Consider the following 26,743-nt stretch of genomic DNA (forward strand, 5'->3'; position numbering starts at 1 on the left):
CACCTCTCATATTAAAGGAAGCAGGAATTTTACAACTATAAAAAGCCATACAGGTGAGATAAGCGTTGAAAAAAATATAATTGACGCACTTATGTCAGGGTCCTGTTTAAATCTATCGCAAAGGACGAAATTTAAAATTGCTGATGGCAGCGTTGATTGGACAAAGATTGTTTTTTTAAGTAGTTCAGGGCAGGAAAATGTTTTAACTGTTAAAAATGAAATAAAGGTTCCTCCTATAAGCCTTAGTAAAGCACCTGAAATGCCTGTATGCAGATTTTCCATCTTTATGCTGGAAAGTTTTATGCCTATTGTTATAAGCATTAGCGGCATAGTTGAATCTCCCATTAGTTTTAACATCTTTTCCATACCGTCTGGTAAAGGTATGTTTTTAAAAAAGAAGGAAAAAATTACTGCATAAATGAGCGGGATTTTTAAAGTTTCAACTATTCCATCTTTTAAGCTGTCAGGATTGAGAGCTACAACTGCTATTGTAAAATGTATTATTGTTACAAGCACCATGTATGTAACCGCATATCCGAGAGCGTTTTCTCCAAAAAGAACATAAATAAGCGGAAGTCCAAGATATCCGATATTCATTATTGAGGACGAAAGTTCAAAAGCAGGGATACGCCTTTTATAGAAAATTTTTGCAAACAGGAAAGCTATGAACCAGATACTACCTATAGTTACTGTTCCATTGATAGCTATATATGTAAAACTTTCTACTGTTATGTGAAGTTTCCTGAAAGAAGAAAAGACAAGAGCAGGAGCGAGGAAGTAGAGAACAATAAAAGTTATTCCTTCTGTATCAAGTCTTTTTTTGGCTTTTCCCGCAATAAACCCGAGAGCTATTAGTATGTATATAGGGAAAATAACATTCAGTATTATTGTTTCCATGAAATTCCTTTTTTATAAAACAAAATGTTCTCCAAGGTAAACTTTCTTGACTTTCTCTGAAGATATTATCTCTTCAGGTGTTCCTTCTGCAAGCACTTTTCCATGGCTTATAATGTAAGCTCTATCTATAATTCTCAGAGTTTCTCTTACATTATGGTCTGTTATTAAAATACCGATGTCTCTTTTTTTCAACTCTTTTATAAGATTTTGAATATCTGCAACAGCTATGGGATCGACTCCTGCAAATGGTTCATCAAGAAGAAGAAATTTCGGCTTTATTGTTAAAGCTCTTGCTATTTCAAGCCTTCTTCTTTCTCCTCCTGAAAGGGTATCTGCCCGATTTTTTCTTAAATGTTTTATTCCAAACTCTTCAAGCAGTGTTTCTGTTGTTTTCTCTATCTCTCTTTTTGGGTAGTTGTGCATCTCCATTACGGCAATAAGATTCTCTTCAACAGTAAGCTTTCTGAAAATTGAAGCTTCCTGTGGAAGGTATGATAAACCTTTCCTTGCACGGATGTATGTTGGATCGTTTGTTATCTCTTCCTCTCCGATGAAAACTTTTCCATCTTCAGGTTTTACAAGTCCGATTATGCAATAAAAAGTGGTTGTTTTTCCTGCACCGTTTGGCCCAAGCAAGCCTACAACCTCTCCTTCTTTTACTTTAAGAGAAACATTTTCAACAACTGTTCTACTTCCGTAAACTTTTTTAAGGTTAACTGCTGAAAGCACATTCAGGTCAGAAGTGTTCATTTTTCTGTTTCCTCTGGATAGATTATGGTTTTGACCTTCTGTTTTATCCCTTCAACTGTTACATTTCCGTTTCTAAATGCTACGATTCTATCTCCTATGATCACATTTTTTCCCTGTTTTAACTGGGCGTTTCCTTTCAGTATCACTTTTTCCTGTCCAGGAAAGTATTCAAGTTCATCGCATTTACCACTTCCCTGCTTCCATCTAAATGTAACATTACCAACCATTACCGCTTTTTCAACAACCTTTCCGGTTTTATCAAAGTAAAGGTATAGTTTGTCTCCTTTTATTGTCAGGTCGCCTTTCTCAACAATAACGTTCCCGATGTATGTGGCTATCTGTTTATTTTTGTCGTAGGTAAGCTGTCTTGCTTCAACAATAAGCGGGAAATTTTCATTTTTAGCTGTTTTTCCGTAAACATTAAGTGTCAATGAAACGGCAGTGATAAAAAGTATTATCAGTTTTTTCATCTTTTCTCTCCTTCTTTAAATGCTTCTCCAATTACTGTTGAAACCCCTTGCTTAATTATAACTTTTCCGTTTCTTAAATTTATAAGGCACTGATTGCCTTTTATAGTGTAGCCGTTTTTAAAATCTATAATACATGGAGTTATTGATTTGAAAATTTCTGTTTTTCCGTTGAAAATGCCTTCTGTGGTTTTAGCTATAAAGTCTCTACTTTCAAGTTTTATGTTTTTTAAAATTGTTATATTTTCTTTTTGATTGTATGTTGCTTTTTTTGCGTATATTGTAGAGTTGCTTGAGAATATTTTAAAAATGGGATCTTCAAGAATTACCACATCTTTTCCTTTAAAAGAAGCTTTTGGAGATTTTAATGTCCATTTTTCTCCTTTTTTTGATAGTTCTGTAAATGTAAATTTCTCAACAGTTTGTTCCTTATATCTTTTAAGCTCTTTTTTAGGGTAAGGTTCACTTTTAAGAGTGAAGTAAAGTAAGGGCAGTAAGCCTATAAGCAGAAGCAAAAGGGCTAATTTAAAGAGTTTTTCTCTCACTCTATCTCACCTATTATTCTCTCTATAAATTCTCTTACTGCTCCTTTGCCACCGGGATATACGCTTACAAAGTCAACTTCTTTTTTTACTTTCCTTACAGCGTCTATTGGTGCTCCTGAAAATCCAACTTTTTTAAGAAGAGGGAGGTCTGGAATGTCATCGCCCATATAGGCAACCTGATAGTAGGTTATTCCTAACTTTTCTACCAGTTCATCGCACACTTTTACTTTGTCTTCTACATTTTGAAACACATAATTTATTCCCAATTCGCCGCATCTTTTTTCAACCATTGAGGAGATACGTCCTGTTATTACAGCAAAAGTTATGCTTTTTTGTATGGCGTATTTTATTGCAAATCCGTCTTTTACGTTGAATCTTTTATACTCTCTGCCTTCACTATCGTAATATATAGAACCATCGGTCATTACACCATCAACATCAAGAACTATAAGCTTAATATCCATTAAAACCTCCTGCCTAAAATATCGTGAAGGTGAATTATTCCTTTAAGATTTCCTTTCTGGTCCACTACTGGTAGAACTGTTATTTTATACTTTTCCATCTTTTCTATCGCTTTTTCTGCAAACTCCTCCTCTTCAATAGTTTTTGGCGATATGGTCATAGCATCTCTTACAGGAGCTTTAATGTTTCCGTCCTTTTCAAAAAATCTTCTTAAATCGCCATCTGTCAATATACCTACAAGTTTTCCGTTTTCCACTACAAGTGTTGCTCCCACTTTTTTGGAGGATATCTCATATATGGCATCTTTTATTGATGTTTCAGGAGATACTACAGGAACATCTTCTCCCTTTCTCATAAGTTCTTTTACCTTTGAAAGTCTTATGCCCAGTTTGCCGCCAGGGTGGTATCTGGCAAAATCTTCACTTTTAAAGCCTTTTTCAACCATTAAAGCTGCTGCAATTGCATCTCCAAGCGCAAGGGTGGCTGTTGTTGTTGTCATTGGAGCAAGACCGAGTGGACATGCTTCCCTTTCAATTCCAAGATAAAGAGAAATATCAGCAAGCTTTGCAAGTGATGATGTTGGGTCATTTGTTATTGCTATTATAGGAATTCCAAAACTTTTGATTACTGGAATGATATTTAAAACCTCTTTAGTTTCTCCGCTATTTGAAATGGCTATTACCGTATCATCACCTTTTAGCATTCCAAGGTCTCCGTGAATTGCATCTGCTGGATGAAGAAAGAATGCTGGTGTCCCTGTGCTTGAGAGTGTTGCTGCTATTTTTTTACATATAAGTCCAGATTTACCCATACCTGTTAATACAACTCTCCCCCTGGTAGTTAAAAGTAAGTTTACTGCTTTTGAAAAGTTCTCACCTATTTTCTCTTTAAGGGATATTATTGCTTTTCCTTCTTCTTCAAGCACCTTTTTCGCTGTTTCAACTATTCTTCTTTTTCTATTTTCCACTTAATACTCCTTGAATTTAAGGTATAATTTAAAAGTAGTTCTTTGTTTAGCTTTGTCAGTCTGCTTATCTTCAATCTGCAGCCTAATTTTACAATAGAAATTTTATGATGGGGTCACGAAAATTATGGATATAAAACCGTTACTTCAGCAAAAGTTGACAGTTGAGCTTAAGTTAACTCCGGCTCTTATGCACAGTATGGAGTTATTACAACTTCCTATTATTGAACTTGAAAACGCTTTAAAAGATGAAATAGAAACAAATCCTGTTATTGAAATTGAAGAACAGGAAGAAGATTCAGTGGTCAGTGTAGATAAAGAAGGTTCAGAAAGTGTATGGGATTTTGTTGTTGATGGGGGAAATCTTGTTTTTATTGATGATTCAGAAACTTTTGATCCTCTTTCAATAAAGCCCTCTCCTGTTTCTTTAAGGGATAGACTGCTTAAGCAGGCTTCTCTTGAGTTTGATGGTAAAGATTTTGAGATTGCGAAGTTTATTATAGATAACCTTGATACGACCGGTTTTTTAAAAATTCCTTTTTCAGAAATTGCTTCAGAATTTGGTGTTTCTACTGAACAGGTTGAGAGTGTCAGGAAAAAAATATTGCGATTTGATCCTGTCGGTTGTGCTGCAAAAGATATTATTGAGTGTTTTAAAGTTCAGGCGGAAGAGATTGGTGCTCCTGAAAAATTTGTAAAAGCTATTGAGTATATTGATGAATTAAGGAAAGGAAGCTCCTTTTTTGTGAAAAAAACCGGATTTTCAGAAAAAGAGCTTGAGGAGTTTCTTTCTCTTTTAAGACATTTAGACCCTCAGCCTGGAAGTGATACTGAGACTGTAAGGATAGTGCCAGACCTTTTTGTTGGATTAAGGGATGGTAAGCCAGAAGTAAAGGTTTTAAAAACAAAAATGTTTAATTTCAGGTTAAACACCGCTTATCTTAAAACGGCAGATACTAAAGAACTTAAAAAATATCTTATGGAGAAATATCAGAGGGCTTTAAACCTAAAGAAAGCCATAGACCAGAGAAATCAAACATTAAAATCTATTGGAGAGGTAGTTTTTTCTCACCAGATAGAGTTTCTTAAAAAAGGGGAGAAATACATTAAACCCCTTGGATATAAAGATGTGGCTGAAAAACTTTCTATTCATGAATCAACAGTCAGCAGAGCTGTTAAAGATAAGTTTGTTGAGACACCTTTCGGTGTCTATCCTTTTAAGGTCTTCTTTAAAAGAGCTGTTTCAGGGACAAGTTCTGACAGAATAAAAGAGTTAATAAAAGAGATAATAGAGAGTGAGGATAAAAGGAAGCCATTTAGTGACCTGAAGATTTCTCAGATTTTGAAAGAAAAAGGTGTGAAAGTTGCAAGAAGGACTGTGGCTAAATACAGGGAAGAGATGGGAATACCCGGAGCTTTTGAAAGGAGAGAGAGATGAAATACCTTTTACCCAGGTTGAGGAATGAATATTCAGATAGATGGCAAAAAGTGCTTGATATTGTTGAAAGTGAACCTCTGCCAAATCCTAAAAGAGCATTGATTTTTATTGATAAACTTAAAACAAAACTTGAGCATAAATTTCCCGATTTTTTTCTTGATGAAGCTTTTTTAGTGGATTTAATTTACCTGTTTTCCTATTCTCAATTTTTAGGTGATTTTTTTGTTAAATATCCAGAAGAGATAGAAAAATTAGCTTCCATTTACAGGAAAAAGTTATGCAGAAAGGATTTTCTGTTGTCTTTTCCTGAAAGTATGGATGAAACAAACTTTAAAAAACTTATCAGATTTCATCATCGTCTTCATATGGCAAGGATTGTTCTAAGAGATATAAGGAAGCTGGATTCTCTGCTCTATCTTACAAGGGATGTTACCCTTCTTCATGATGCTATTTTAGATGCTTCTTTAAGGTTTGCAACAGGTGTAATGGAAAAGAGGTATGGAAAACCTGAAGGTAGTGGTTTTTGTATCGTTGATATGGGAAAGGCTGCCGGGTTTGAACTTAACTACTCTTCCGATCTTGATGTTATATATGTTTACTATTCAAGATACGGAAGAACCACTGGCGGGAGCTATGGAAGTCTTGATAACCACGATTATTTTTCTCTTTTTTCAGAATACATAACAAAGCTTATTACAGAAAACACGAAAGAAGGTAAATGTTTTGAGCTTGATTTAAGATTGCGACCTAACGGGACAATGGGGCCTATATGTAACGATATAGAGGCACTGGAAGAATACTATACGGCGGTGGCAAGGCCGTGGGAGAGATTTGCTCTTTTAAAATCAAGACCGTCTGCGGGAGATTTAAAAACAACAGGAATTGAATTTGTAAAGCTTATCACTCCTTTTGTTTATCGTAAATATATAGATTTTACTCTTATAGAGGAGGTTTTGAGATTAAAAGAACTTATAAAAGCCAAGGTTTCCAAAAAGCTTTCAAAGATTGATGTTAAACTCGGTGAAGGCGGAATTAGAGAAATTGAGTTTATTGTTCAAGCGTTTCAGATAATTTTTGGAGGAAAAAATCCCCATATAAGGTCCCGTAACACTCTTATAGCCCTTGAAAAATTACGTCACTGGGGATTCCTTACAGAATCAGAGTATAGGGTGCTGAAAGAGAGTTATCTGTTTTTAAGACGTACCGAACACATGATTCAGATAACAAATTTTCGTCAGACTCAAACTTTTCATCCAGACAGTGAAGAAGCGGAAGAACTTGCAAAGAAACTTGGCTTTGAGACAAAAGAAAAGTTTTTAAGTTATTTAAAAGAAATTATGTCAGCAGTTCATCAAATGTTTGAAAGGTTTTTCCCTACAGAAAAGAAAAAAACACTTTCTTCTCTTACAGTTGAAGATTTGAAAAAGAAAGAATTTTTTGAGCCTGAAGAGATAAAAAGATTTATTGATTATCTTTTTAACGGAAAACTTTTATCTGCAGAAGCACAAAATCGTCTTGATATTATGGGAGAAACATTTATAGACCTTATATTTGAGATGCCAGACTCAAGGGAGTGTATGAAAAATCTCATAACTTTTCTTGAAAAGGAAGAAGGGAAAATCTATTTTCTGTCCTATCTGAAAGAGATAAATACTTTGAAAGTTATTTTGATGCTTCTGTCTATGAAAGAATTTTTCATAAAGAGATTTTTAAAAAATCCTGAAATACTGGAGTATATCTTTGACCCAGAGGGTATAGAACGTGAACGGAGCATAGAAATTATAAGTAAAACTTTTGATTTAATTAAAAATGATAACCTTGCCAAGGATTTGGAAGAGGTCAGAGCGGTTTTAAGATATCTTCTTGGTAGAAGTGATGTTAAAACTTTAAACAGAGAGCTTACAAATGTTGCAGATGTTGTTATAAATAGAGTTTATAAGGATTTAAAGCCTCCTTTTCTTGTTGCTTCTCTTGGAAAGCACGGTAGCAGAGAGATGAATATAGGTTCTGACATAGACATACTTTTTATTTTTTGTGATGAGAAGGATAAAGAGAGCTATATGAATCTTATAGTAGATTTTATAGAAAAACTTAAATGTTTTGATTACGAAGTTGACACAAGGCTCAGACCTTTTGGAGAAAAGGGAGAGCTTGGTTTTACAGTAAATTATATGGAGAGTTATTTTAAAGAATCTGCACGTGTATGGGAAAGGCTTGCTTACACAAGGTTTAGAGTGGTTGCAGGGAATGATGATTTTAAAAAGCTGGTTAACTTAAAAGTGAAAAAGTTTTTGTTTGAAGAAAATCTTGACGAAAAAACTTTAAGAGAGATTTTAAAGATGAGAGAAAGGCTTGAGAAAGAACTTTCCAAAAAATCTAAATTAAAATATAGTGTAGGTGGAATTGTTGATTCTGAATTTATAGCTTATACTTATCAACTTCTGAGGAAAAAGTGGATAGGAAACGTTTATGACGTTCTTCATGAGATTGCCAGGGAAAATGCCCGATTTTCAGAGCTTCCTGAACTTTTTATACATTTGAGAGAAGCTGAAGTGGAAAAACGGTTTTACGGGAAGTTTATCAGTTGTGAAAATAAACTTTCTGATATTATGGAGAAAAACAGAAAGCTTTATCTGGAGTTTTTTGAATGGATAAGACCCTTAGTGAATACAAACGGGAAATAGTTTCATATATTTCTCAAACGTTCCCGAATTTACAGTTTCGGGGAAGTGCAGATATTAAGTTGCTTGAAAGATGGTATTATCTTGGAATTCCTCACACATTTATTTTGAAATATGTTACGGAGATGGAAGATAATCCTCCAAAAAGTTTAAAGGAACTTCAAGAAGTAATAGAGAGAAGATTCAAGGCGGATAAGAAGAAAGAAAAAGAACATTTAAATATGCTTTTTAAAAGCTACTCTTCTCCGCAGGAAAGACTCAGGTATCTTTATGATATTTTGCAGGCTATTCTTATTTCAATATCAGTGGATAACGTTTTAATTCTTGAAAAACTAAAAGAACTTGAAAATTGTGATGTTGAGACTGTAGAAGTTGAACTTGAGAGATTTGAAGAACTTTTTTATAAGTTTTTGTTTGAACATTCCAGGGATAAAGATGAAATTTTGCTTGAAGCTGTTAAAGAACTTGAGCCTTACCGCTTTTACTGGGATGAAAAAATTTATAAAATGACTTTGAAAGCTTTGATAAAAAAATTATTGAAGGAAAGGTATGAAATTCCTGACTTCACAACCGTTATTAGCAGTTGATTATCCGGCTGGAAGAGAAGATATAGTAAAAAAAAGAATTGAAAAACTTGAAAGATATGGCATATCGCTGGAAAAGTTTATTGCCAAAGGTTACAGAGGGACAGTTTTTTCAGGAAAAATGTTTCCTCCCAGTTACTTTTCAACACCTATTAAAGTTGCTGTAAAGTTTGCAAGAAGTGATGTTGATAAAGTAAATTTTCTGCTCAAAGAAGCAGAAATTCTTGAGTATCTTTCCAATAATGATTTTGTTCCTGCTGTTTATTTTTATGATAAAGATTTTCTTGTTATGGAGTTTGTGGATGGAGAGCCTTTTGATAGTAAGACTTTTCTGCACAGGAAAGATTTTAAAGAGATTGTTTCCGTAATTTTAGAAAAATGTTACTTGATGGATGAACTTGGAGTAGAACACACAGAACTTAAAGGCAAGGATCACATAGTTGTTAATAGATTTTCAGTTAAATTTATAGACTTTGAGAGTGCAAAGTTTGCAAAATCTCCGAGGAATCTGTTTCAATTTTTAGGTGCCCACCTTTTTAATTTACCTGATGATGCTTTGGAAAGAAAGGGTATTAATGTTGAAAGAGTAAAGAAAGGTATGAAAACGTATAAGGAAAACAGAGAAAAAGGCTTGAAAGAGGTTTTAGAAGGTCTAAATCTTTAAAGAACTTTAAGATTTTTCCTATTTCATTTTCTTTATCATGTTAAAATTTCTTTTGTTTTAAATCTATAAATATCTTTACTTCATAGGAGGAGGTTTTGATGAAAGTTGCTGTTTTTGGTTTTGGTAACCAGAGTTATTACAGAGATGTTATAAATATGGAAAGCCTACTTGGAGGGGAGCCACCTTTTGGTGGTGCAAGAATGGCTATGGAGTTTGCGCAGGCTGGCTATGAAGTTGTTCTTTCTGACCCACATATATCAACTATTGATGCGTCTCTTATTGAAAAGGTTAAAGCAGCTGGAGTTGAATTGACTACCGATGATGCTGTTGCTGCAAAAGATGCAGAAGTGGCCATTTTATTTACTCCTTTCAGAAGTGGCATTTCAATGAAGATAGCAGAGAGGATAATTCCACATCTTGGGAAGGGTGCTGTAATCTGCACAACATGTACAATGCCGGTTCTTGTTTTTGAAGTGGCAGTTAAAAAGACGCTCTTTATGGAAGATAGAGAAGATATCGGCTTCTCAACAATGCATCCGGCCGCTGTTCCTGGGACCCCTAAGCATAAACATTATTTTATAGCAACAAATGAACTTCTTGAGGATCATATTGTTGAACCTGAGCAGATTGAGAAGTTGAAAAAACTTGCCCAGGATACAGGTAAAACACCCTATCTTATACCGGCTGAGCTTGTGTCAGCTATGGGGGATATGGGAGTTGTTGCTACATCTGCAGCTTTTGCAAGTGCCCTTGAGTACTATGCTGTTTCCAGGAAATATTTGAAAACCACAAAAGAGATGACAGAATTTCAGCTTGCTCAGGCGTTTCAGGTAATGGCAAGTATTATTGCAAAGTATGGCCTTGAAGGTCTTGTAAAATTTATAAATTCTGAAGCTTTGAAAGTTTCTTTAAGTTCTATGCTGTATGATGAGAAAATTCAAAAGGTGGCTTTCTCTTCTATGGAGGCTCTTGAAAATATTAGGGCTATATCTGAAGATTTACCGGAGAAAACAAAAATTTTTACTAAATATGAACCAACCTTTCTATCTGCTCCATCTCCAATGCTTATATCTTACATAGAAGAGCTTGCCGGTGAAGATGTTGCAAAGGGTATTATCAGAGAGGCTTTAAGGAAACTTTACGAAGGAAATAAATCGTAAGAGGGGGAAATTGATATGCCAAGTAAAAGAGAACTACTTGAAGAAGTATTGGCCAATTTAACTGATGCTCTTGGTGCTGATATTTTTGGGGCTCTTGTAGCCACTCCAGATGGTCAGGTTGTTGTATCAGCAATGCTAAAAGGTGGCCTTAGTGCTGAGAAGCTGGCAGCTATGGCTGCTGCAGTTGTTGGAACGTCTGAAAGATTGTCAAAAGTTGTTGAGGCAGGAGAGTTTAATGATGCTCTTATAAGGTGCTCCAGTCAAAACATTTTAACTAAAAGGGCTGGAAGAAGAGCTATTCTTGTTTGTGTTGTTAAATCGGATGCAAATGTTGGTCTTTTAAATATAGAAGTTGAAGACGCGATTGATAGAATAAAGTCAATTCTTGGAGTTTAACTTTTTATGGATTGATGCCGATTTTAAAGGTGGCTTTAAAGCCGCCTTTTCTTTTTGCTTTTAAATAAATGAGGCTGTTTGAAAAATGGCTATGAACTTTAAGAGATCCTTCGGGCTTTGCCCTCAGGATGACTTTCTTCGTCATTCTGAGGCTGCTTTGCAGCCGAAGAATCTCAATACCTTTTAGAAACAAATGAGAACTTTCAAACACTTTCTTTTAATAAATTGCTTTGTAAGGGCTGCTGGATTATAATTCAAGAAAGCAAAAAGGAGGCAGAAATGCTTGATGAACATGTGAAAGAAGCCCTTACTTTTGACGATGTTTTACTTGTTCCCAATTATTCAGAGGTTCTTCCTTCAGAAGTTGATGTTTCCACTCAGCTTACAAAGAAGATCAGACTGAATATCCCTATAATGAGTGCTGCTATGGATACTGTTACAGAGGCTGACCTTGCAATAGCTATTGCAAGGCAGGGTGGTATAGGTATTATTCATAAAAATATGACTATTGAAGAGCAAGCTGAAGAGGTTGATAGGGTAAAACGTTCTGAAAGTGGGATGATAGTTAAACCTGTAACCGTTTCACCTGAACAGACGATAGCTGATGCAGAAAACTTGATGAGAAAGTATAAGATTTCCGGCCTTCCTGTAACAGACGAATCTGGAAGGTTGCTTGGTATCATTACAAACAGGGATATTAGATTTGTGAAGGATTTCTCAATAAAGATTGCTGATGTTATGACGAAAGAGAATCTGAAAGTTGTTCCTGTTGGTACAACCTTGGACCAGGCCAAAGAGATTCTCCAGAAACATAAAATAGAGAAACTTCCCGTGGTTGACGATAAAGGATATTTAAAAGGGCTTATAACCATTAAAGATATTGAGAAAAAAGAAAAATATCCTCTTGCAAGTAAAGACAACCTTGGAAGGCTTATGGTAGGAGCTGCTGTAGGTGTTGGGCCAGATGCTATTGAAAGGGTTAAGGCACTTGTAGAAGCTGGCGTTGATGTTATTGTTGTTGATACAGCTCACGGCCACTCAAGGAAGGTTCTTGAAACTGTTGAAAGACTAAAAGTTGAATTTCCAGAACTTGATGTTATTGCCGGCAATGTTGCTACTGCTGAAGCTACAGAAGCATTGATAAAAGCGGGAGCTGATGCTGTTAAAGTAGGAATAGGTCCAGGTTCTATATGCACAACGAGAGTTGTTGCCGGAGTTGGTGTTCCACAGCTTACAGCTGTTGCTGAATGTGTAAAAGTTGCTGATAAGTATAATATCTCCATTATTGCTGATGGTGGTATTAAGTTTTCTGGAGATATTGCAAAGGCTATAGGAGCTGGGGCAAGAGTGATAATGATTGGCAGTCTTTTTGCAGGAACAAAAGAGAGTCCTGGAGAGTTAATTCTTTATCAGGGTAGAAGTTATAAGGTATACAGAGGAATGGGTTCTCTTGGAGCGATGAAGAAAGGAAGTAAAGATAGATATTTCCAGTCTGAAGTTGAAGAGAAAAAGCTTGTTCCTGAAGGTATAGAGGGAATGGTTCCATATAGAGGTCCTCTTGCAGATACTATACATCAGCTTATAGGTGGATTAAAAGCTGGTATGGGTTACTGTGGTGCAGCTAATATTGAGGAGATGAGAAAGAAAGCAAGATTTGTAAAAATCACCTCTGCAGGCTTAAAAGAGTCTCACGTTCACGATGTTATCATTACTAAAGAAGCTCCAAACTACTGGATAGAGCGATAACTGTTTTGTCAGGAGGCATACGCCTCCTGATTTAAAGATCTTTCAAAATCCCCTCCAGAATTTTTCAAAAATTAACACTTTCTCTTCTTGTAGATAATATATTATTAGCATACCCATAATCTATTTTTACTATTCAAGGATTAGCAATGAAAGTAGTTTCCAGAATAGATGGAAGAGTCAGGATAAAGTTTGACAATATATATGAGCAGAGAAGCTTTGTTGAAAATATTTCAAAAATTCCAGGTGTGATAAATATAGAAACAGGAAAAGCTTTAAGTGCACTTGTTATTTATAAATCTGGTTCTCCTGCTGATTTTGTTCTACGGAATTTAAGAGAAACAGAAGAAGTGGTAAGGGCCGGGAGAGAAGAGATTTATCACTATGGAAATGCTGTTTTAACCCATCCTGCGGCTAAAGCTTTATGGACAGTTATGTGGCTTGGGTTTAGACGAGGAATTGTCACTTTTGCAGCGTGCAGTTTGATTCTTAACAGATATATAAAAGCTGCATTTGAAAAATAAAGAGAGGAGGAGAAGTTATGAAAATTTTGGGAGTTGGTGCTGCGGTTGGAGAGTGCATTTCTAAAAACTACTTTTTAGCAGGTCTTGGAACCGTTGCAGGAGTGGTTATTCTCGGAAGACTTCTAAAAGAAGCAAAGCCTTTGCTTGTTGGTGTAACAAAGGAAGCTATCGCTTTTCAGCAGTGGCTTAGTTCAAATATTGCTGAAGGGCAGGAAACGTGGGAGGATATTCTTGCCGAGGCAAGACATCAATATAAGCTTGAGATAGAAAAAAAACTTGAAATTATTCAAAAACAGCAGGAAGTTCTTGAAAAGCTTAAAGCAAGTCTTTAATAAAAACAAACATCAGGAGGTGTGAAAATGAGCATTTTAAATACAGCAGGGAAAGTTGTTTGTTCTGGACCATTTTCTTTCTTTTTAGGTGTAAGTGCAGGCTTAATCGGGCTTTATATGGTGAGCAGAATTGAGGAGCAGAGAAATCTTGAAAAGATGCAAAAGGAGATAGAAGCTGCAGTTAAAGCACTTGAAGCTCAAAAGAAGGCGGCTGAAGCTACTTCAACAAAATAAACATTGAAAAGGTGAAACTATGAGTCTCCCATATAAGATAGTTAGTTTCATGGAAGGCAGGGTTCAGGTTAAGAGTGATTTTTTTAAGTATATATGTGTGTCTGAAGCTGGAATAGAGAGCTATATAAAATCTCACTTTTCCGGTGTTATTTCTGTAAAAGTAAGCAAAAAAACGGGCAGGGTAACTGTTGAGTATGACCCTGCTTCCTTTGATGTTAAAGAGTTTTTCTCTTTTCTTGCTTCCATTACTTCTGAGACAGTTCTTGATATGCTTTCTCAGTGGGATAAAGAGAACGGAAATGAGCAAAAAGAGGAAGAAACAGGTGAAGCAAAAAGAAGGTTTATTTTAAACTCACTTGCAATGGGTTTTGGAATTTCAAAGATTTTGCCTGTAAATGCTCTTTCAGCTCTTACACTTGCGCTTGCAATGCCAGTTTTTAAGAAAGCGTATAATTCATTAAAGCAAAAGAAAATAGATGTCTATTTCCTTGATTCTTCAGCAATAGCAATCCTTGCATTAAGAGGAACTCCCATTTCTTCTCTTCTCATGGTGTGGTTGCTTTCCCTTGGTGATTATATAGAAGAAATGACTCAAGGTTCTGCCCATAAGGCTATTCGTGAACTTCTTGATTATAAAAACGAGGAAGCCTGGCTTGTCAAAAACGGTAGTGTTGAGAGGGTTTCGGTAGAGCTTTTAGAAAAAGGGGATAAAGTAGTTGTTTACACTGGAGAGAAAATTACTGTTGATGGTGTTGTTTATGACGGTGAAGGACTTGTAAATCAGGCTTCATTAACGGGAGAATCCAATCCGGTTCTTAAGAAAAAAGGAGATAAAGTTTATGCTGGCACCTATCTTGAGGATGGAAAGCTTTATGTAATAGCTGAGAAGGTTGGAGATGAAACGGCTCTTGCAAAAATAGTTAAAATCATAGAGGAAAGTGCTGCTGAACAGTTGCAGCTTCAGGAGAAAGCAGAGGAGCTTGCCAATAAAGCTGTTATACCAACGCTTGCTCTTGCATCTTACGCTGCTTTAACCGGGAACCTTGAAAGGGCAACAGCCACTTTGATAGTTGATTATCATACAGGTATTCATGTTTCAACTCCTGTTGCGGTTATGTCTCACATGGCATATGCGGCAAAAAAAGGAATTCTCTTTAAAAGTGGTAGATACCTTGAGATAATGCACAAAGTTGATACGGTAGTTTTTGATAAAACAGGAACTCTAACAATAGGTCATCCTACAATTACAGAAGTTGTTCCATTAAAGGTTTCTGAAGAAGAAGTTATTCAAATAGCTGCCACTCTTGAGCAGAGATTGACCCATCCTGTTGCTAAAGCGGTTGTGGCTTATGCTAAGGAAAGGAACATTGAACTTTTAAAGAGAGAAGATTCTCAGTATTATATGGGACTTGGGGTAGAAGCTAAGATTAATGGTGTTACATATTACATAGGAAGTTCAAAATTTATGGAACATAAGGGAATAAAAATTCCCCAACGTATAATGAAGTTTAGAGAGGAGATGCACAAAAAAGGAGAATCGGTCCTCTATCTGGTGAGAGGTAAAGTGATAATAGGTCTTATTGGATTTACCGATCCTCCAAGGAAGGAGTCAAAATTTATTGTTGAAACTCTACATAGCCTTGGTAGAGAAGTTATTCTTTGCACAGGGGATAACGAAGGGGCTGCAGCTTTGATAGCTCAGAAACTGGGTATTAAGAAGTATTATGCCAGGGCTTTTCCTGATGAGAAAGCAAGAATAATTAAAGAGTTGAAAAAGCAGGGCAAAGTTGTAGCGTTTCTTGGGGATGGAGTTAACGATTCTCCTGCTCTTTCGGTTGCTGATGTTGGCATTTCAATCCGTAGCGGTGCTGATATAGCTATAGAAGTTGCAGATGTGGTTATTAATGAAAGTTTATGTAATCTCGTTGAGGCTTTTGAGATTTCTGACCTTGCGATGAGAAATATAGAGGAAAACTACAAAATAAATACCATAGCAAATACGCTTGGTCTTGTAGGTTCTTTCTTTGGTTTTATAAATCCTGTTGTTGCAACTCTTATAAATAATGGGACTACTATTCTCATAGGTTTAAATGCTTTAAAACCTATGTGGAAGAAAAAGTTCAGAGAGATAGAAAAGATAGAGCAGCAGTGTGAAATGTTTGCTTATTAAACCGTATAAAAGGGGGAAACTATGGTGAAGAAAAAAGATGTAACAGAGAAAGACATAGAAAAAACACTTGAAGAGGTAAAGAAAGAGCTTGAAGAGTTAAGAGAAAAGCTTGGCATGACCGATGATGGGAGTATAGTAAAACTTCCTGTTGAAGCGGCTAAAAAGATAACAGATAAGGCTGGCGAGATTGTAAAGTCTGCTACAGAGATAGCGGAAAAAGCTCTTAATGTGATAAAGGCATCTGCTACCGGTGCTGTTGAGGGGGCTAAAGCGGCACTTAAGGAAGATTCTGAAGAGTGCAGGAAGGAAGATAATTCTGAAGAAAATAACAAATGAAGATGAGAAAATGGGAAAGGTTATTCCTTTCCCTCTTTTGAGGTAAATTATGGGTTCAGGTAAAGTTTTTATAAGGACAAGAAGTGGAAGGTATCTTTTGCTTGAACATATTATAGGTTTTGATGTAGTATCTCAAAAAGTTGAGATAGATGGGAAAAGAGTTCTTGTGTTTGAAGTAATAGCATATCTTCCAGGCAATCTCCTTCCGGCTGTTCTTGGTATCTATTACAATGAGAAAGATGCCTATGAATGGCTTAATTATCTTGTGGGACAGATTTTGAAAACAGAAAAAGGGATTGTTTTTATTCCTACGGAGATTTAAAGATGTATTCTGAGGTTTATAAAATAGTTGAAAATCTAAATGAAAAGCATAAAAACGATTTTTCTTCTATAGAAAATCCTGTTCTTATAGAGGTTAAATTTCCAGATGGTGCAGTTAAAACTTTTGAAGTGGGAAAAAGGGGAATAGTTGAAGTTGATGGTGGACAGAAAATAGAGGATAAAATAGTTATATCATCCAGAGACCTTATAAGAGTGGAGAGGAACAGAAAGCTTATTCTTCCCTACTTAATGTCTGGAAAAATAAAATTAAGGGGGAATGTAAAGAGGCTTATGTCGGTTATTCAGGATATTCTTTAAAGTTTATTTCTTTACACATTCTTAACAAATTTGCCATTATACTTGTCAAAATACGATAAGGTTTTTCAGGAGGAGTATAATGGCTAACAGAGCTGTAGAGTTTTCAAAAATAGAAAAAGAACTTGAGATGTTAAAAAGAAAATATTCCAGCTTTATAGAAGAGAAAGAAAGAAAAAGAAGGAAGATGAGAGATGTTCACTTTTCAGAAGGGGACAGGGAAGTTTTAATTCAGTCAATAGTTATAGGCGGTTTGATTGAGAATATGATAAGCCACTTTGTTGCAAAGGTTTTTTGATAAATTTCTTTTACATTGCCTGCTGGTAATTTCTTTATAAAAGTGTAAAATTTGTCAAAAACTTTAGGAGGACTGTTATGGATGTGAAGAAAATTCCAGCAGGGAAAAATGTTCCAGAAGATATCTATGCGGTTATAGAAATTCCGCAGGGTTCAAACATCAAATATGAAGTTGATAAAGATAGTGGTGCTATTTTTGTTGACAGATTTTTATTCACTCCGATGTTTTACCCTGCAAACTATGGATTTGTTCCAAATACACTTGCAGATGATGGTGACCCTATAGATGTTCTTGTTATTTCAAGAGCTCCTGTTGTTCCAGGTTCTGTAATAAGATGCAGGCCTATCGGTGTTCTTATAATGGAAGATGAAAGCGGTCAGGATGAGAAAATCCTTGCTGTGCCAGTAGATAAACTTGACTTAAAATACAAAAATGTTAGAGAAATAACTGACCTTCCAGAAGCTGTATTAAACGAGATTAAACACTTTTTTGAACATTACAAAGACCTTGAACCTGGTAAATGGGTTAAGCTAAAGGAATATAAAGGTTCTGAAGAAGCTAAAGCTCTTATTATGAAAGCTGTTGAAAACTGTAAATAATCTCTCCCGCCGTCTGGCGGGTCTTTCATTCTATCTGTATCTGTTTTTATAAAAATCTTTTCAAATTTCTTCCCAAATTAAGGAAAAATTTATAATTTATACGTTATAGTTATATTTGAACAAATTTTCATAACTTCTTTAAGGAGGAAAGTAACTGATGGTAAATAAATACGTTGAAGAACTTGATGAGCTAAAAAGGGATTTTATTGAAATTTCTGACATGGCAAGAAGAATCATCTCTGAAGCTATGGAGGCTCTTATAGATAGGGATTCTGATAAGGCAAGGGCAACTTACGAGTATGACAAGCTTATAGATTTAAAAGAGCTTGAAATTGAAGAAAAATGTGTGAGAATTTTTGCTCTTTATCAGCCTGAAGCTTCTGATTTAAGGTTTGTTGTTTCTATTTTAAAAAGCATTGCAGACCTTGAGAGAGTGGGAGACCTTGCAAGAGATATATGTGAAATTGCTATTTATCTTTCTGAATATCCTCCGATAAAACCTTATGTTGACCTGCCCAGAATGGCTATTATTGTGAAAGAGATGTTAAAAGATGCTATTCTTTCTATTTTAAAAGGTGATATAGAGATGGCAAAAGAGGTTATTGAAAAGGATGATATTGTTGATAGTTTTTACGATAGAATAACTGATGAGCTTATAGAAGTGGTTGAAAATGACCCTAAGACAGCACATATAGCTGTAAGACTTATCCTTGTTACCCGTTCTCTTGAAAGGGTTGGAGACCATGCTACAAATATAGCTGAATATGCTGTTTATATGAAAACAGGAGAGATTATTAAACATCAGAAAGCTTTAAGATGGCTTAGAGAGCAGGAGGAGAAGAAGAATGACAGAGAGTGACCGGTTAAAGAAAACACCGTTGAAACCGTTTTTCTTTATACCGGTTTTCTTCTTGATAATTATACTTCTGGTAAATTCGTTTATAACGATAGATGCCGGGGAAGTGGGGGTAAGGCTTCGTCTTGGTAAGATAGATAAAGAGGAGCTTTATCCTGGCTTTCATTTTATAATTCCTGCTGTGGATAAAGTTGTTATCTTCTCAACCAGAGTTGAGAAGATAGATATGACTCAAGCTCATAGAAATCCCATATCTGCTTTAAGTATGGAAGGATTACCTGCTGTTCTTGATGTTACCATTCTTTACAGAATTGTTCCTTCAAAAGCTGATGAGATATATAAAAATTTTGGAACAGATTACGCTCAAAAGCTAATTGTACCGATTGCGAGAGAATCTGTAAGGAATATCGTTGCTCAGTATAAGATTGAAGATCTTTACTCTTCTAAAAGGGCAGAACTTCAAAAACGTATATTTGATGAGATAAGAACAAGGCTTGAAGGGGATAATATTAAAGTTACCGATGTTCTTCTGAGAAATGTGAAGCTTCCTGCTAAAGTGGTTGAGAAGATAGAGGAGAAACTTCGTGCAAAAGAGGAAGCAGAAAAGATGAAATTTGTTATCCAGAAAGAGAAGCTTGAGGCTGAAAGAAAAATTACAGAGGCTAAAGGTATTGCTGAATCAAATAAAATAATAGCCGATTCTCTTTCTAACTCCTATTTGCAGTGGTATTATCTGCAAACTATTAAATCACTTGCTAATGGACCAAACAACACATTTATAATAACGCCTTACGATAAAAATCTTGTTCCGCTTCTTAACCTTAATAAAAAATGATAGAAATTGCCAATCCTTTTATATTTTTTAAATACGGCATTTTTCAGAAGGCAATTGTTGCTTCCCTGCTTTCAGGAATTTTGTGTTCTATTGTAGGTGTTTATGTTTACTTGAGAAAGATGACATTTATTGGTGCTGGTCTGGCTCATATAGCTTTTGCAGGTATCTCTTTTGGATTGCTTGTTGGCTATTTTCCGATGCTGTGGGGGTTTATTTTTACTTTATTGGCGGCGATTATGGTTTGGTTTTTCAGTTATAGAGGAAAACTTACAGCTGATTCAACTGTTGGAATTCTGTTTGCTACAAGTATGGGACTTGCTGTTTTCCTTCTCAGTATTTCTGGAAAGTATCGTGCTGAAGCTTTATCTTATCTTTTTGGAAGTCCTTTAACAGTAAACTGTATTGATATAGTTTTTCTTTTTCTTACCTGTGTTCTGCTTTTAATACTTGTAGTTTACTACTACAGAGATATTTATTTGACTATTTTTAGTGAAGAGATTGCTAAGGCTTCCGGCATTTCAACGGAAAAAATCACTTTTGTAGCGACATTTTTTATTTCTGTAGCTGTAGTAAGTGCAATGAAAGCTGTTGGTGCTCTGCTTGTTTTTTCTCTTATTGTTGTGCCGCCGGCAGCTGCGTATGAGATAGCTGAAAGTTTTACTGGAATGATACTTTTTTCGGTTTTATTTGCTTCTTTTTCTGTTGTTTTAGGGTTGTTCTTTTCTTTCTTTTTTAATGTTCCTTCTGGGTCAATGATTACTTTTGTAGCTTTTGCAGTATTTGTGTTATCATATATAAAAAAATGGAGAAGCTTATGAAAAGAAGATTGAAAGTTCTTGTTGCAGGAGCTTTTGACTCTGGAAAGACGACGTTTGTTAAAACTTCCAATTCTGAAGGCTATGATGGAGTTGAAGTTTCCAATTTTGATGTAGAGGAGTTGAAAGAGATAGAAGGCACCACAACAGTTGGGCTTGATATTTCCAATGTAAAAATTGGAGATAAAGAGTTTCTCCTTGTAGGACTTCCAGGTCAGAAGCGGTTCTCTTTTCTGTGGGATACCCTTGGTAGCGATTTTGATGCAATAATAATTCTCCATTCTGCCGAACATCCTGTTGAAGAGACAAAGTTTTATATAGACTTCTTTTCAAAGACTTCAGCATGGGAAAAGGCAAAGAAATTGATAGTGCTTACAAAAACAGATCTTTATCCAGATTTTGATAAACAAAAACTTGCATCTTTTGGTATTCCCGTTCTATCTTGTGACCCAAGGAATAAAGAGGAGGTTCAGGGAGTGCTTCAGTTTCTGTATCAGATTGCACTCCCCCGTTAATTTAAAGATTTATCCAAGCCATTTAGCTACATCTTTTGCGAAATAGGTAAGGATAAGGTCAGCTCCAGCTCTTTTCATTGATAGTAAAGTTTCCATAACAAGTTTTCTTTCATCTATCCAGCCGTTTAAAGCAGCAGCCTTAATCATTGAGTATTCACCACTTACATTATATGCTGCTGTTGGATATTTAAATGTATCTTTAACAGCTTTTATGACATCCATATAGGAAAGGGCAGGTTTAACCATTACTATGTCGGCTCCCTCTTCTATATCAAGGGCAACTTCTCTTAACGCTTCATTTATGTTTGCAGGATCCATCTGATAACTTCTTCTGTCTCCAAAACTTGGAGTTGATTCAGCGGCATCGCGGAAAGGTCCGTAATAGGCTGAGGCGTATTTTGCTGCGTAAGACATTATCGGAATTTCTGTAAAACCTGCTCTGTCAAGTCCTTCTCTTATAGCTTTTATCATTCCATCCATCATTCCAGATGGTGCAACCATATCAGCACCTGCTTTTGCATGGGAAACAACCTGTTTTTTGAGAAGTTCAAGTGTTTTATCATTGTCAACATCGCAATAGCCATTTTCACATTTAAGATATCCGCAGTGACCGTGGGAAGTGTATTCGCAAAAGCAAACGTCCGTAATAATATACATCTCAGGAACTGCATCTTTAATCGCTTTTATACTTCTTTGTATTATTCCGTCATCTGAAAAACTGTCGCTACCAAGTTCGTCTTTCTCTTCTGGAATTCCAAACAAAATAATGCCTGGAATGCCAAGTTCTTTAATCTCTTTGACCTCTTCAACTATTTTATCAATGGAATATCTGTATTGTCCTGGCATCGAACTTATCTCTTCCTTTATCCCTTCTCCTTCAACGATAAAAAGAGGATAGATAAGGTCGTCAACTGTTAAAACAGTTTCTCTTACCATTCTTCTTATGTTTTCATTTTTTCTTAATCTTCTTGGTCTTAACTGAGGAAATTTTCCTGTAATCATTATGCCTCCAGCAACTTTAGGTTTTTTATTATTGTGTTTACTATTCCGTTTAAAGTAAATTCATCGGGAATTTTCCACACTTTATACCCTTTTTTTTCTACTGCCTTTGCTGTGACTTCACCTATCGGGATTATTTTTCCTTCTTTTAAAGCTTTTTCTCCTGTAGATTGAGAAAGTTTCAAAAAGCTTTTAAATGTTGATGGACTTGTAAACACAAATACATCTATTTTTTCTTTTAGAGTTTTTAAAAGTTCGTCTTTCATCTCTTTGTTGATAATAGTTTCATATACAATAATTTCTTTTACATCTGCTCCATTTTCCTCAAGAAATTCCTTTAGGACTTTACGGGCTATTTTGGGTCTTACTATTAGAAACTTTTTTCCTTTGACATTTTTGCTGGAAAAAAAGGATATGAGGCCTTCTCCGCTGAACTTTTTAGGTGTTTCAGAAGGTATTCCTACTTCTTTTAGCTTTTCAGCAGTGCTTTTCCCCACAGCTATAACGTTGCATTTGGCAATTTTGGATGGAGGAACTCTGGATAAGAAGTGCTTTACACCGTTTTTACTTGAAAAGATAACATAGTCAAATGATGAAAAGTCTATATTTGTATTAAAATCTACAGGAACTGTTTTAATAAGAGGTATTTCAACACAAGTAATGGCTTTTTTCTGTAGATTTCTTTTCAAATTTTCAGGTAAGAAAGAGGGAAAGAAAACCCTCATTACTGCTCCGTTTTAAGATTTTCAAGGATTTCTCTTCCGCCTCTTTCAAGAAGTCTTTCTGCTATTTCTTTTCCTATTTTTTCAGGGTTTTCGTGGGGATAAAGACCACTTTCCTTCAAAAAGAGTGTTCCGTCAAGAGATGAAATAAAAGCTGTAATATATATTCCGTTTTCTTTTACCTGAGCGTAGCAACCCATTGGAACCTGACAACCACCTTCAACAGTTTTAAGGAATGAGCGTTCAACTTTTGCTGCTATTTCGCTTTTTTCATCGTTGATAACTTTTCTTACAATTTCTTCAATTTCTTTATCGTTTTCTCTTCCTTCTATTCCCAGTATTCCCTGTGAAACAGATGGAATCATTATATCAGGAGAGAGTATTTCGTCTATCTCTTCCTCAAAACCGAGTCTTTTCACTCCTGCAGCAGCAAGGATTATTGCATCATACTGTCCCTCTTTCAATTTTCTTATACGGGTATCAACGTTACCCCTTAAATCTTCTATCTGAAGGTCAGGTCTTAATTTTTTAAGCTGAGCCTTTCTCCTTAAAGAACTTGTTCCAACTTTTGCGTTTTCAGGAAGTGTATTTAAGGTATATTTTCCACTTGAAAGAAAAGCGTCCCTTGGGTCTTCCCGATGGGAGTATGCTATCAGTTTAAGACCTTCTGGCAGGATACTTGGAACATCTTTAAGGCTGTGAACAGCTATATCAACCTCACCTTTAATCATCGCTTCTTCTATCTCTTTTGTGAACAAACCTTTATCGCCTATTTTTGCAAGCGGTGCGTCAAGGATTTTATCTCCTTTAGTAACTATTTTTACAAGTTCAACCTTTATTTCTGGAAATGCTTTTTCTATCTGGTTTTTGACCCATTCAGATTGCCATAATGCAAGTTTACTTTTTCTTGTTCCTATTTTTATTATCAATTTTTCCTCCTATTTAATCTTTTGAAAGTCCGAATATCTCTTTGAATACCTGAATATACGTTTTTTCTTCAGGGGCTTTTTGACGAAATGTTGTTATAGGGGTATGGAGCAGTTTATTTATTATTATCTGGGTAAGGTATTCTACCTGTGCTTTCTCTTCATCTGTAAGGTTCAATTTTGAAAGTCTTTTTTCAAGTTCCTGTTTTCTTATTTGTTCTGCTTTCTGTTTAAGCTCCACTATAAGAGGTGCAACTTCATACTCTTTTAGCCAGTGAACAAACCGTTTTACGCATCCTTCAATAATCTCTTCAGCTTCTTTTGCCGCTCTTTTTCTCTCTTCAAGGTTTGCTTCAACAACTTCTTTTAGATTGTCAATGTCAAAAAGATAAACATTATCTATTTTATCTATTTCAGGGTCTATATCCCTTGGAACAGCAATATCTATAAGAAATAGTGGACGGCTGCTACGGTCTTTCATGATTGTATTTATTAAATCGTAGGTAAGAACATACTCTGGAGCTCCTGTCGAGCTTATTACAATGTCAGATTTCTTTATCACTTTTTCAAGTTCATTGAGACTGAATGCTTTCCCTCCAAACTCTTTAGCAAGTTTCTCCGCTCTTTCAAGAGTTCTGTTTACAACAAAAACATTATTTACTCCAGAATTTATCAGATGCTTAACAGCAAGTTCTGCCATTTCTCCTGCACCGATTATTGCTACATTTTTATCGTAGAGCTGGCAGAAGATTTTTTTTGCCAATTCAACGGCTGCAAAACTGATGGAAACAGCGTTTTTTGCTATTGCTGTTTCAGTTCTTACTTTTTTTGATACTTTCAGGGCTGTTTCACAGAATCTGTTGATTACAACTCCTGCAGTTCCAAGTTCTTTGGCTTTTGAAAATGCCGTTTTAAACTGAGATATTATCTGCGGTTCTCCTATAACCATTGAGTCAAGGCTTGAAGCAACTCTGAAACCGTGGCGTACTGCATCTTCTTGTGTTTTGAAATAAAGAAATCTGTTTATCTCTTCAATGGATATGTTTCCAAGATTGGAAAGGAATGGTTTTATATCTTTAAATGGAACATCTTCACGTGTAACAAAGTAAAATTCAACCCTGTTGCAGGTTGAAAGAATCATACATTCATCTATTTGAGGAAGTGCATTTAAAGATAGTATGGCTTCTTCCAGTCTGCCATCCTTCAATGCAAATCTTTCCCTTATTTCAACCGGGGCGGTTTTATGGTTCATTCCTGCAACGCAAAGTTTAATCTCTTTCATCCACAAACCTCAATTTATAATTAAAAAGAGTGTACTCCTTTAAACGCAATGTTAACTCCAATAAAGTTTATCATAACAAGCGCTGTTCCACCAATTGAAAGATAACACAGTTTTTTACCGTTCCATTTTCCTGTAACATAAAGATGAAGTATGGCAGCGTATATAAACCATGTTATAAGGGTTAAAACCTGTTTCGGGTCCCAGCTCCAGTAAGTTCCAAACAGCTTTGCTGACCAGATTGCACCGGTAAACATGGATATAGTGATAAACATAAATCCAAAAGATATACTGCTGTAAATAATATTTTCAAGTAGTTTTAGAGATGGTATTTTATGATAAAAGACGGAAAATTTCTTCTTTTTAAGCTGTCTTTCAAGGATTATATAAAGGATGGATACGATTGTTGAAAACATAAAGGCAGCATAACCGGTAAGGGCACTGAAAATGTGTATGGTTCCTATTATACCTATCGGAAACATATCTTTTGGGATACCTTTACTGAACGTTGCTATTCCGGCAAAAAGGGCTGCCCAGGGAGTTAAAAATGCTCCAGATATATGAAGTTTATATTTTGTTGAAAAGTATAAGAAAACGGAAATTGTTGAAATTGAGAGTAAAGCAAAAACTCCTTTAGGTGTGAAAAGCACGGCAGTTCCTTTGGTATAGATAAGAGCTGTTAAAAACAGAAGATTTGTTAAAAATCCTATTCTGCTTGCATAGAGCCCAACAGTTGCTATTTTGTCTTTTTTTGTAATAAGAAAAAGAAGGTAGTGAAGTGTTGATAGAAGGTAAAGAATAAGTGTTGTAAAACCGAAACTATTTACCGTCATAGGGCTTCCTTAAAATATAGATGTTTTGATTTTCTATATTCTGGATAAAATTTTGCAAGTAGCTTTACTAACTCTTCAAGTTCAATCTGTCCTGGTGCAACAGCCTTCCCTATAAAGGTATATGTAAGTAAAGATCCAAAAATAAACCCATCAACTCTGGATATTGAACCTTTCTCTCCCATAAGCATGAATATTTTAGGAAAAGAGATTTTGTTCATCAAGCTGGATACGTTTGTAACATCACTGTAACTGTTTGCTTTGAATGCACATTTAACAATATCAGCTTTAAGATTCCTTGCTTTTTCAAATATATCCTGTATGGATTTTTCATCTGGAGTTTTCTCAAAATCGTGATAGGAAATGATAACTTTTTTCCCGTTTGCTTTTGCAAAAGTGATGGTGCGTTTTAAAATAGCTTCAGCTCTTAACTCTATATCTATTGCAGCAACAGCTGGATGAGAAATGATATTGTGAAATACAGCAAACCTCTCTTCTTCATCTTTTTTGAACTTTCCACCTTCCCAGATGGGTCTTACTGTTGCAATACAGAAAAATCCAAAATCTGCGATTGTATCAAGAAATCTTTTAACAGACTTTTTTGATACAGTTTCAAGAAGATCAACTCTTGCTTCTATAAGGTCTGCTTTCAGCTCTCGCGCTTTGAAAAGCTTATCTTTTAAATTGACTCCATCTATTGCAACAATTACTCTTGGTATTTTTCCAAGCTCTACCGTTCCTAAAAACATTGTTTCACCTGTGCCTGTATATTTTTACTTCTACATCTTGAACAGTTATAAGTCCTTCTTCCACTATTTCGTCAAGTATATTAATAAACTTTTCTATTTTTTCTTCAAGGTCAACTATTTCTATTATAAGAGGGATATTAATGGATAGAGATAACAGATTGATGGTGTGTATTTTTGAATGAGAGCCTATGCCAGCTACAGCTTTTAGAACTGTAGCACCTGCAATTCCGCTTTCCTTTGCTTTACTAAGTATAACTTTCCACAACGGTTTTCCGTTGTATTTATCTTCACTGTCTATATATATTTTGAGCAGTTTCTCTTTTTTCACTGTTCTCTC

Annotated in this window: 33 protein-coding genes; 20 read left to right on the forward strand and 13 right to left on the reverse strand. The window is 35.5% G+C overall.

The features are described from left to right. Positions 1-6: 6 nt before the first annotated feature. From CHB58_RS01090 to CHB58_RS01115, 6 genes are read right to left on the reverse strand one after another with little or no spacing between them, the layout of a single operon-like run. Positions 7-897, reverse strand: coding sequence for an AEC family transporter (locus CHB58_RS01090; protein ID WP_089322248.1), 891 nt, complete (start codon positions 895-897; stop codon positions 7-9). A gap of 12 nt (positions 898-909) precedes the next feature. Next, on the reverse strand, positions 910-1,647 hold the full coding sequence (lptB, locus tag CHB58_RS01095) for an LPS export ABC transporter ATP-binding protein (protein ID WP_089322249.1): 738 nt from the start codon (positions 1,645-1,647) through the stop codon (positions 910-912). Beyond that, on the reverse strand, positions 1,644-2,117 hold the full coding sequence (gene lptA / locus CHB58_RS01100; protein ID WP_089322250.1) for a lipopolysaccharide transport periplasmic protein LptA: 474 nt from the start codon (positions 2,115-2,117) through the stop codon (positions 1,644-1,646). Before lptA ends, lptB begins: the two co-directional genes overlap by 4 nt. Next, positions 2,114-2,659 (reverse strand): LPS export ABC transporter periplasmic protein LptC, encoded by a 546-nt coding sequence (gene lptC, locus CHB58_RS01105; protein WP_089322251.1) that lies wholly within the window; start codon positions 2,657-2,659, stop codon positions 2,114-2,116. The genes lptA and lptC overlap by 4 nt, the downstream gene beginning before the upstream one ends. After that, positions 2,656-3,123, reverse strand: a complete 468-nt coding sequence (locus CHB58_RS01110; RefSeq protein ID WP_089322252.1) for a KdsC family phosphatase — start codon at positions 3,121-3,123, stop codon at positions 2,656-2,658. Before CHB58_RS01110 ends, lptC begins: the two co-directional genes overlap by 4 nt. Next, positions 3,123-4,088, reverse strand: coding sequence for a KpsF/GutQ family sugar-phosphate isomerase (locus tag CHB58_RS01115; protein ID WP_245807305.1), 966 nt, complete (start codon positions 4,086-4,088; stop codon positions 3,123-3,125). The genes CHB58_RS01110 and CHB58_RS01115 overlap by 1 nt, the downstream gene beginning before the upstream one ends. A gap of 124 nt (positions 4,089-4,212) precedes the next feature. Between CHB58_RS01115 and rpoN the strand changes: the two genes are divergently transcribed. From rpoN to CHB58_RS01215, 20 genes are all read left to right on the forward strand, one after another. After that, a complete protein-coding gene (rpoN, locus tag CHB58_RS01120; RefSeq protein ID WP_089322253.1) occupies positions 4,213-5,523 on the forward strand; it encodes an RNA polymerase factor sigma-54 in 1,311 nt (436 codons plus the stop codon). Then, the gene (locus tag CHB58_RS01125; RefSeq protein WP_089322254.1) at positions 5,520-8,207 is read left to right on the forward strand and encodes a [protein-PII] uridylyltransferase family protein; all 2,688 of its coding nucleotides are present in this window, start codon (positions 5,520-5,522) and stop codon (positions 8,205-8,207) included. Before rpoN ends, CHB58_RS01125 begins: the two co-directional genes overlap by 4 nt. Next, positions 8,171-8,791 carry a hypothetical protein gene (locus CHB58_RS01130; protein WP_089322255.1) on the forward strand — a complete coding sequence of 207 codons (621 nt, stop codon included), beginning with the start codon at positions 8,171-8,173 and terminating at the stop codon, positions 8,789-8,791. Before CHB58_RS01125 ends, CHB58_RS01130 begins: the two co-directional genes overlap by 37 nt. Next, positions 8,754-9,452, forward strand: a complete 699-nt coding sequence (locus CHB58_RS01135) for a protein kinase (RefSeq protein WP_089322256.1) — start codon at positions 8,754-8,756, stop codon at positions 9,450-9,452. Before CHB58_RS01130 ends, CHB58_RS01135 begins: the two co-directional genes overlap by 38 nt. A 98-nt stretch (positions 9,453-9,550) precedes the next feature. Beyond that, a complete protein-coding gene (locus CHB58_RS01140) occupies positions 9,551-10,612 on the forward strand; it encodes a H(2)-dependent methylenetetrahydromethanopterin dehydrogenase-related protein (protein WP_089322257.1) in 1,062 nt (353 codons plus the stop codon). A 15-nt stretch (positions 10,613-10,627) separates the two neighbouring features. After that, positions 10,628-11,008, forward strand: a complete 381-nt coding sequence (locus tag CHB58_RS01145) for a roadblock/LC7 domain-containing protein (protein WP_089322258.1) — start codon at positions 10,628-10,630, stop codon at positions 11,006-11,008. A 279-nt stretch (positions 11,009-11,287) separates the two neighbouring features. After that, positions 11,288-12,754 carry an IMP dehydrogenase gene (guaB, locus tag CHB58_RS01150; protein ID WP_089322259.1) on the forward strand — a complete coding sequence of 489 codons (1,467 nt, stop codon included), beginning with the start codon at positions 11,288-11,290 and terminating at the stop codon, positions 12,752-12,754. Positions 12,755-12,900: 146 nt separating this feature from the next. After that, positions 12,901-13,275: a hypothetical protein gene (locus CHB58_RS01155; RefSeq protein WP_089322260.1), complete on the forward strand. Its 375-nt coding sequence runs from the start codon at positions 12,901-12,903 to the stop codon at positions 13,273-13,275. Positions 13,276-13,292: 17 nt separating this feature from the next. Continuing rightward, positions 13,293-13,607, forward strand: a complete 315-nt coding sequence (locus CHB58_RS01160) for a hypothetical protein (protein ID WP_089322261.1) — start codon at positions 13,293-13,295, stop codon at positions 13,605-13,607. Positions 13,608-13,634: 27 nt separating this feature from the next. Further along, the gene (locus CHB58_RS01165; protein ID WP_089322262.1) at positions 13,635-13,841 is read left to right on the forward strand and encodes a hypothetical protein; all 207 of its coding nucleotides are present in this window, start codon (positions 13,635-13,637) and stop codon (positions 13,839-13,841) included. 19 nt (positions 13,842-13,860) lie between these two features. Further along, positions 13,861-16,011, forward strand: coding sequence for a heavy metal translocating P-type ATPase (locus CHB58_RS01170; protein ID WP_089322263.1), 2,151 nt, complete (start codon positions 13,861-13,863; stop codon positions 16,009-16,011). Between the two features lie 21 nt (positions 16,012-16,032). Next, the gene (locus CHB58_RS01175) at positions 16,033-16,347 is read left to right on the forward strand and encodes a hypothetical protein (RefSeq protein ID WP_089322264.1); all 315 of its coding nucleotides are present in this window, start codon (positions 16,033-16,035) and stop codon (positions 16,345-16,347) included. A 49-nt stretch (positions 16,348-16,396) separates the two neighbouring features. Beyond that, positions 16,397-16,669 carry a hypothetical protein gene (locus CHB58_RS01180; RefSeq protein WP_089322265.1) on the forward strand — a complete coding sequence of 91 codons (273 nt, stop codon included), beginning with the start codon at positions 16,397-16,399 and terminating at the stop codon, positions 16,667-16,669. Positions 16,670-16,671: 2 nt separating this feature from the next. Beyond that, positions 16,672-16,986: a hypothetical protein gene (locus CHB58_RS01185; RefSeq protein ID WP_089322266.1), complete on the forward strand. Its 315-nt coding sequence runs from the start codon at positions 16,672-16,674 to the stop codon at positions 16,984-16,986. Between the two features lie 79 nt (positions 16,987-17,065). Then, entirely contained in the window at positions 17,066-17,281 is a 216-nt protein-coding gene (locus CHB58_RS01190; RefSeq protein WP_089322267.1) for a hypothetical protein, read from the forward strand. A gap of 77 nt (positions 17,282-17,358) precedes the next feature. After that, on the forward strand, positions 17,359-17,880 hold the full coding sequence (ppa, locus tag CHB58_RS01195) for an inorganic diphosphatase (RefSeq protein ID WP_089322268.1): 522 nt from the start codon (positions 17,359-17,361) through the stop codon (positions 17,878-17,880). Between the two features lie 157 nt (positions 17,881-18,037). Then, positions 18,038-18,739 (forward strand): phosphate signaling complex protein PhoU, encoded by a 702-nt coding sequence (gene phoU / locus CHB58_RS01200; RefSeq protein WP_089322269.1) that lies wholly within the window; start codon positions 18,038-18,040, stop codon positions 18,737-18,739. Then, entirely contained in the window at positions 18,726-19,571 is an 846-nt protein-coding gene (locus CHB58_RS01205) for a prohibitin family protein (protein WP_089322270.1), read from the forward strand. Before phoU ends, CHB58_RS01205 begins: the two co-directional genes overlap by 14 nt. Next, on the forward strand, positions 19,568-20,389 hold the full coding sequence (locus tag CHB58_RS01210; protein WP_089322271.1) for a metal ABC transporter permease: 822 nt from the start codon (positions 19,568-19,570) through the stop codon (positions 20,387-20,389). The genes CHB58_RS01205 and CHB58_RS01210 overlap by 4 nt, the downstream gene beginning before the upstream one ends. Beyond that, positions 20,386-20,901, forward strand: a complete 516-nt coding sequence (locus CHB58_RS01215) for a hypothetical protein (RefSeq protein WP_089322272.1) — start codon at positions 20,386-20,388, stop codon at positions 20,899-20,901. Before CHB58_RS01210 ends, CHB58_RS01215 begins: the two co-directional genes overlap by 4 nt. Before the next feature lie 9 nt (positions 20,902-20,910). On the opposite strand, the gene hemB is transcribed toward CHB58_RS01215, so the two are convergent. Genes hemB through CHB58_RS01250 form a run of 7 tightly spaced genes read right to left on the reverse strand, consistent with a single transcriptional unit; the run spans position 20,911 to position 26,734 of the window. Next, entirely contained in the window at positions 20,911-21,903 is a 993-nt protein-coding gene (gene hemB, locus CHB58_RS01220; protein WP_089322273.1) for a porphobilinogen synthase, read from the reverse strand. After that, on the reverse strand, positions 21,903-22,625 hold the full coding sequence (locus CHB58_RS01225) for a uroporphyrinogen-III synthase (RefSeq protein WP_089322274.1): 723 nt from the start codon (positions 22,623-22,625) through the stop codon (positions 21,903-21,905). Before CHB58_RS01225 ends, hemB begins: the two co-directional genes overlap by 1 nt. Then, positions 22,625-23,551, reverse strand: a complete 927-nt coding sequence (gene hemC / locus CHB58_RS01230; RefSeq protein ID WP_089322275.1) for a hydroxymethylbilane synthase — start codon at positions 23,549-23,551, stop codon at positions 22,625-22,627. The genes CHB58_RS01225 and hemC overlap by 1 nt, the downstream gene beginning before the upstream one ends. Before the next feature lie 13 nt (positions 23,552-23,564). Continuing rightward, the gene (hemA, locus tag CHB58_RS01235) at positions 23,565-24,830 is read right to left on the reverse strand and encodes a glutamyl-tRNA reductase (protein ID WP_089322276.1); all 1,266 of its coding nucleotides are present in this window, start codon (positions 24,828-24,830) and stop codon (positions 23,565-23,567) included. A 20-nt stretch (positions 24,831-24,850) separates the two neighbouring features. Beyond that, entirely contained in the window at positions 24,851-25,660 is an 810-nt protein-coding gene (locus CHB58_RS01240; protein WP_089322277.1) for a cytochrome C assembly family protein, read from the reverse strand. Next, complete coding sequence (aroD, locus tag CHB58_RS01245; protein ID WP_089322278.1) at positions 25,657-26,406, reverse strand: type I 3-dehydroquinate dehydratase; 750 nt, start codon at positions 26,404-26,406, stop codon at positions 25,657-25,659. Before aroD ends, CHB58_RS01240 begins: the two co-directional genes overlap by 4 nt. A gap of 4 nt (positions 26,407-26,410) precedes the next feature. After that, complete coding sequence (locus CHB58_RS01250; RefSeq protein ID WP_089322279.1) at positions 26,411-26,734, reverse strand: DUF190 domain-containing protein; 324 nt, start codon at positions 26,732-26,734, stop codon at positions 26,411-26,413. Positions 26,735-26,743: the final 9 nt, after the last annotated feature.

The organism is Desulfurobacterium atlanticum (genome assembly GCF_900188395.1).
Taxonomy (GTDB): Bacteria; Aquificota; Aquificia; order Desulfurobacteriales; family Desulfurobacteriaceae; genus Desulfurobacterium_A; species Desulfurobacterium_A atlanticum.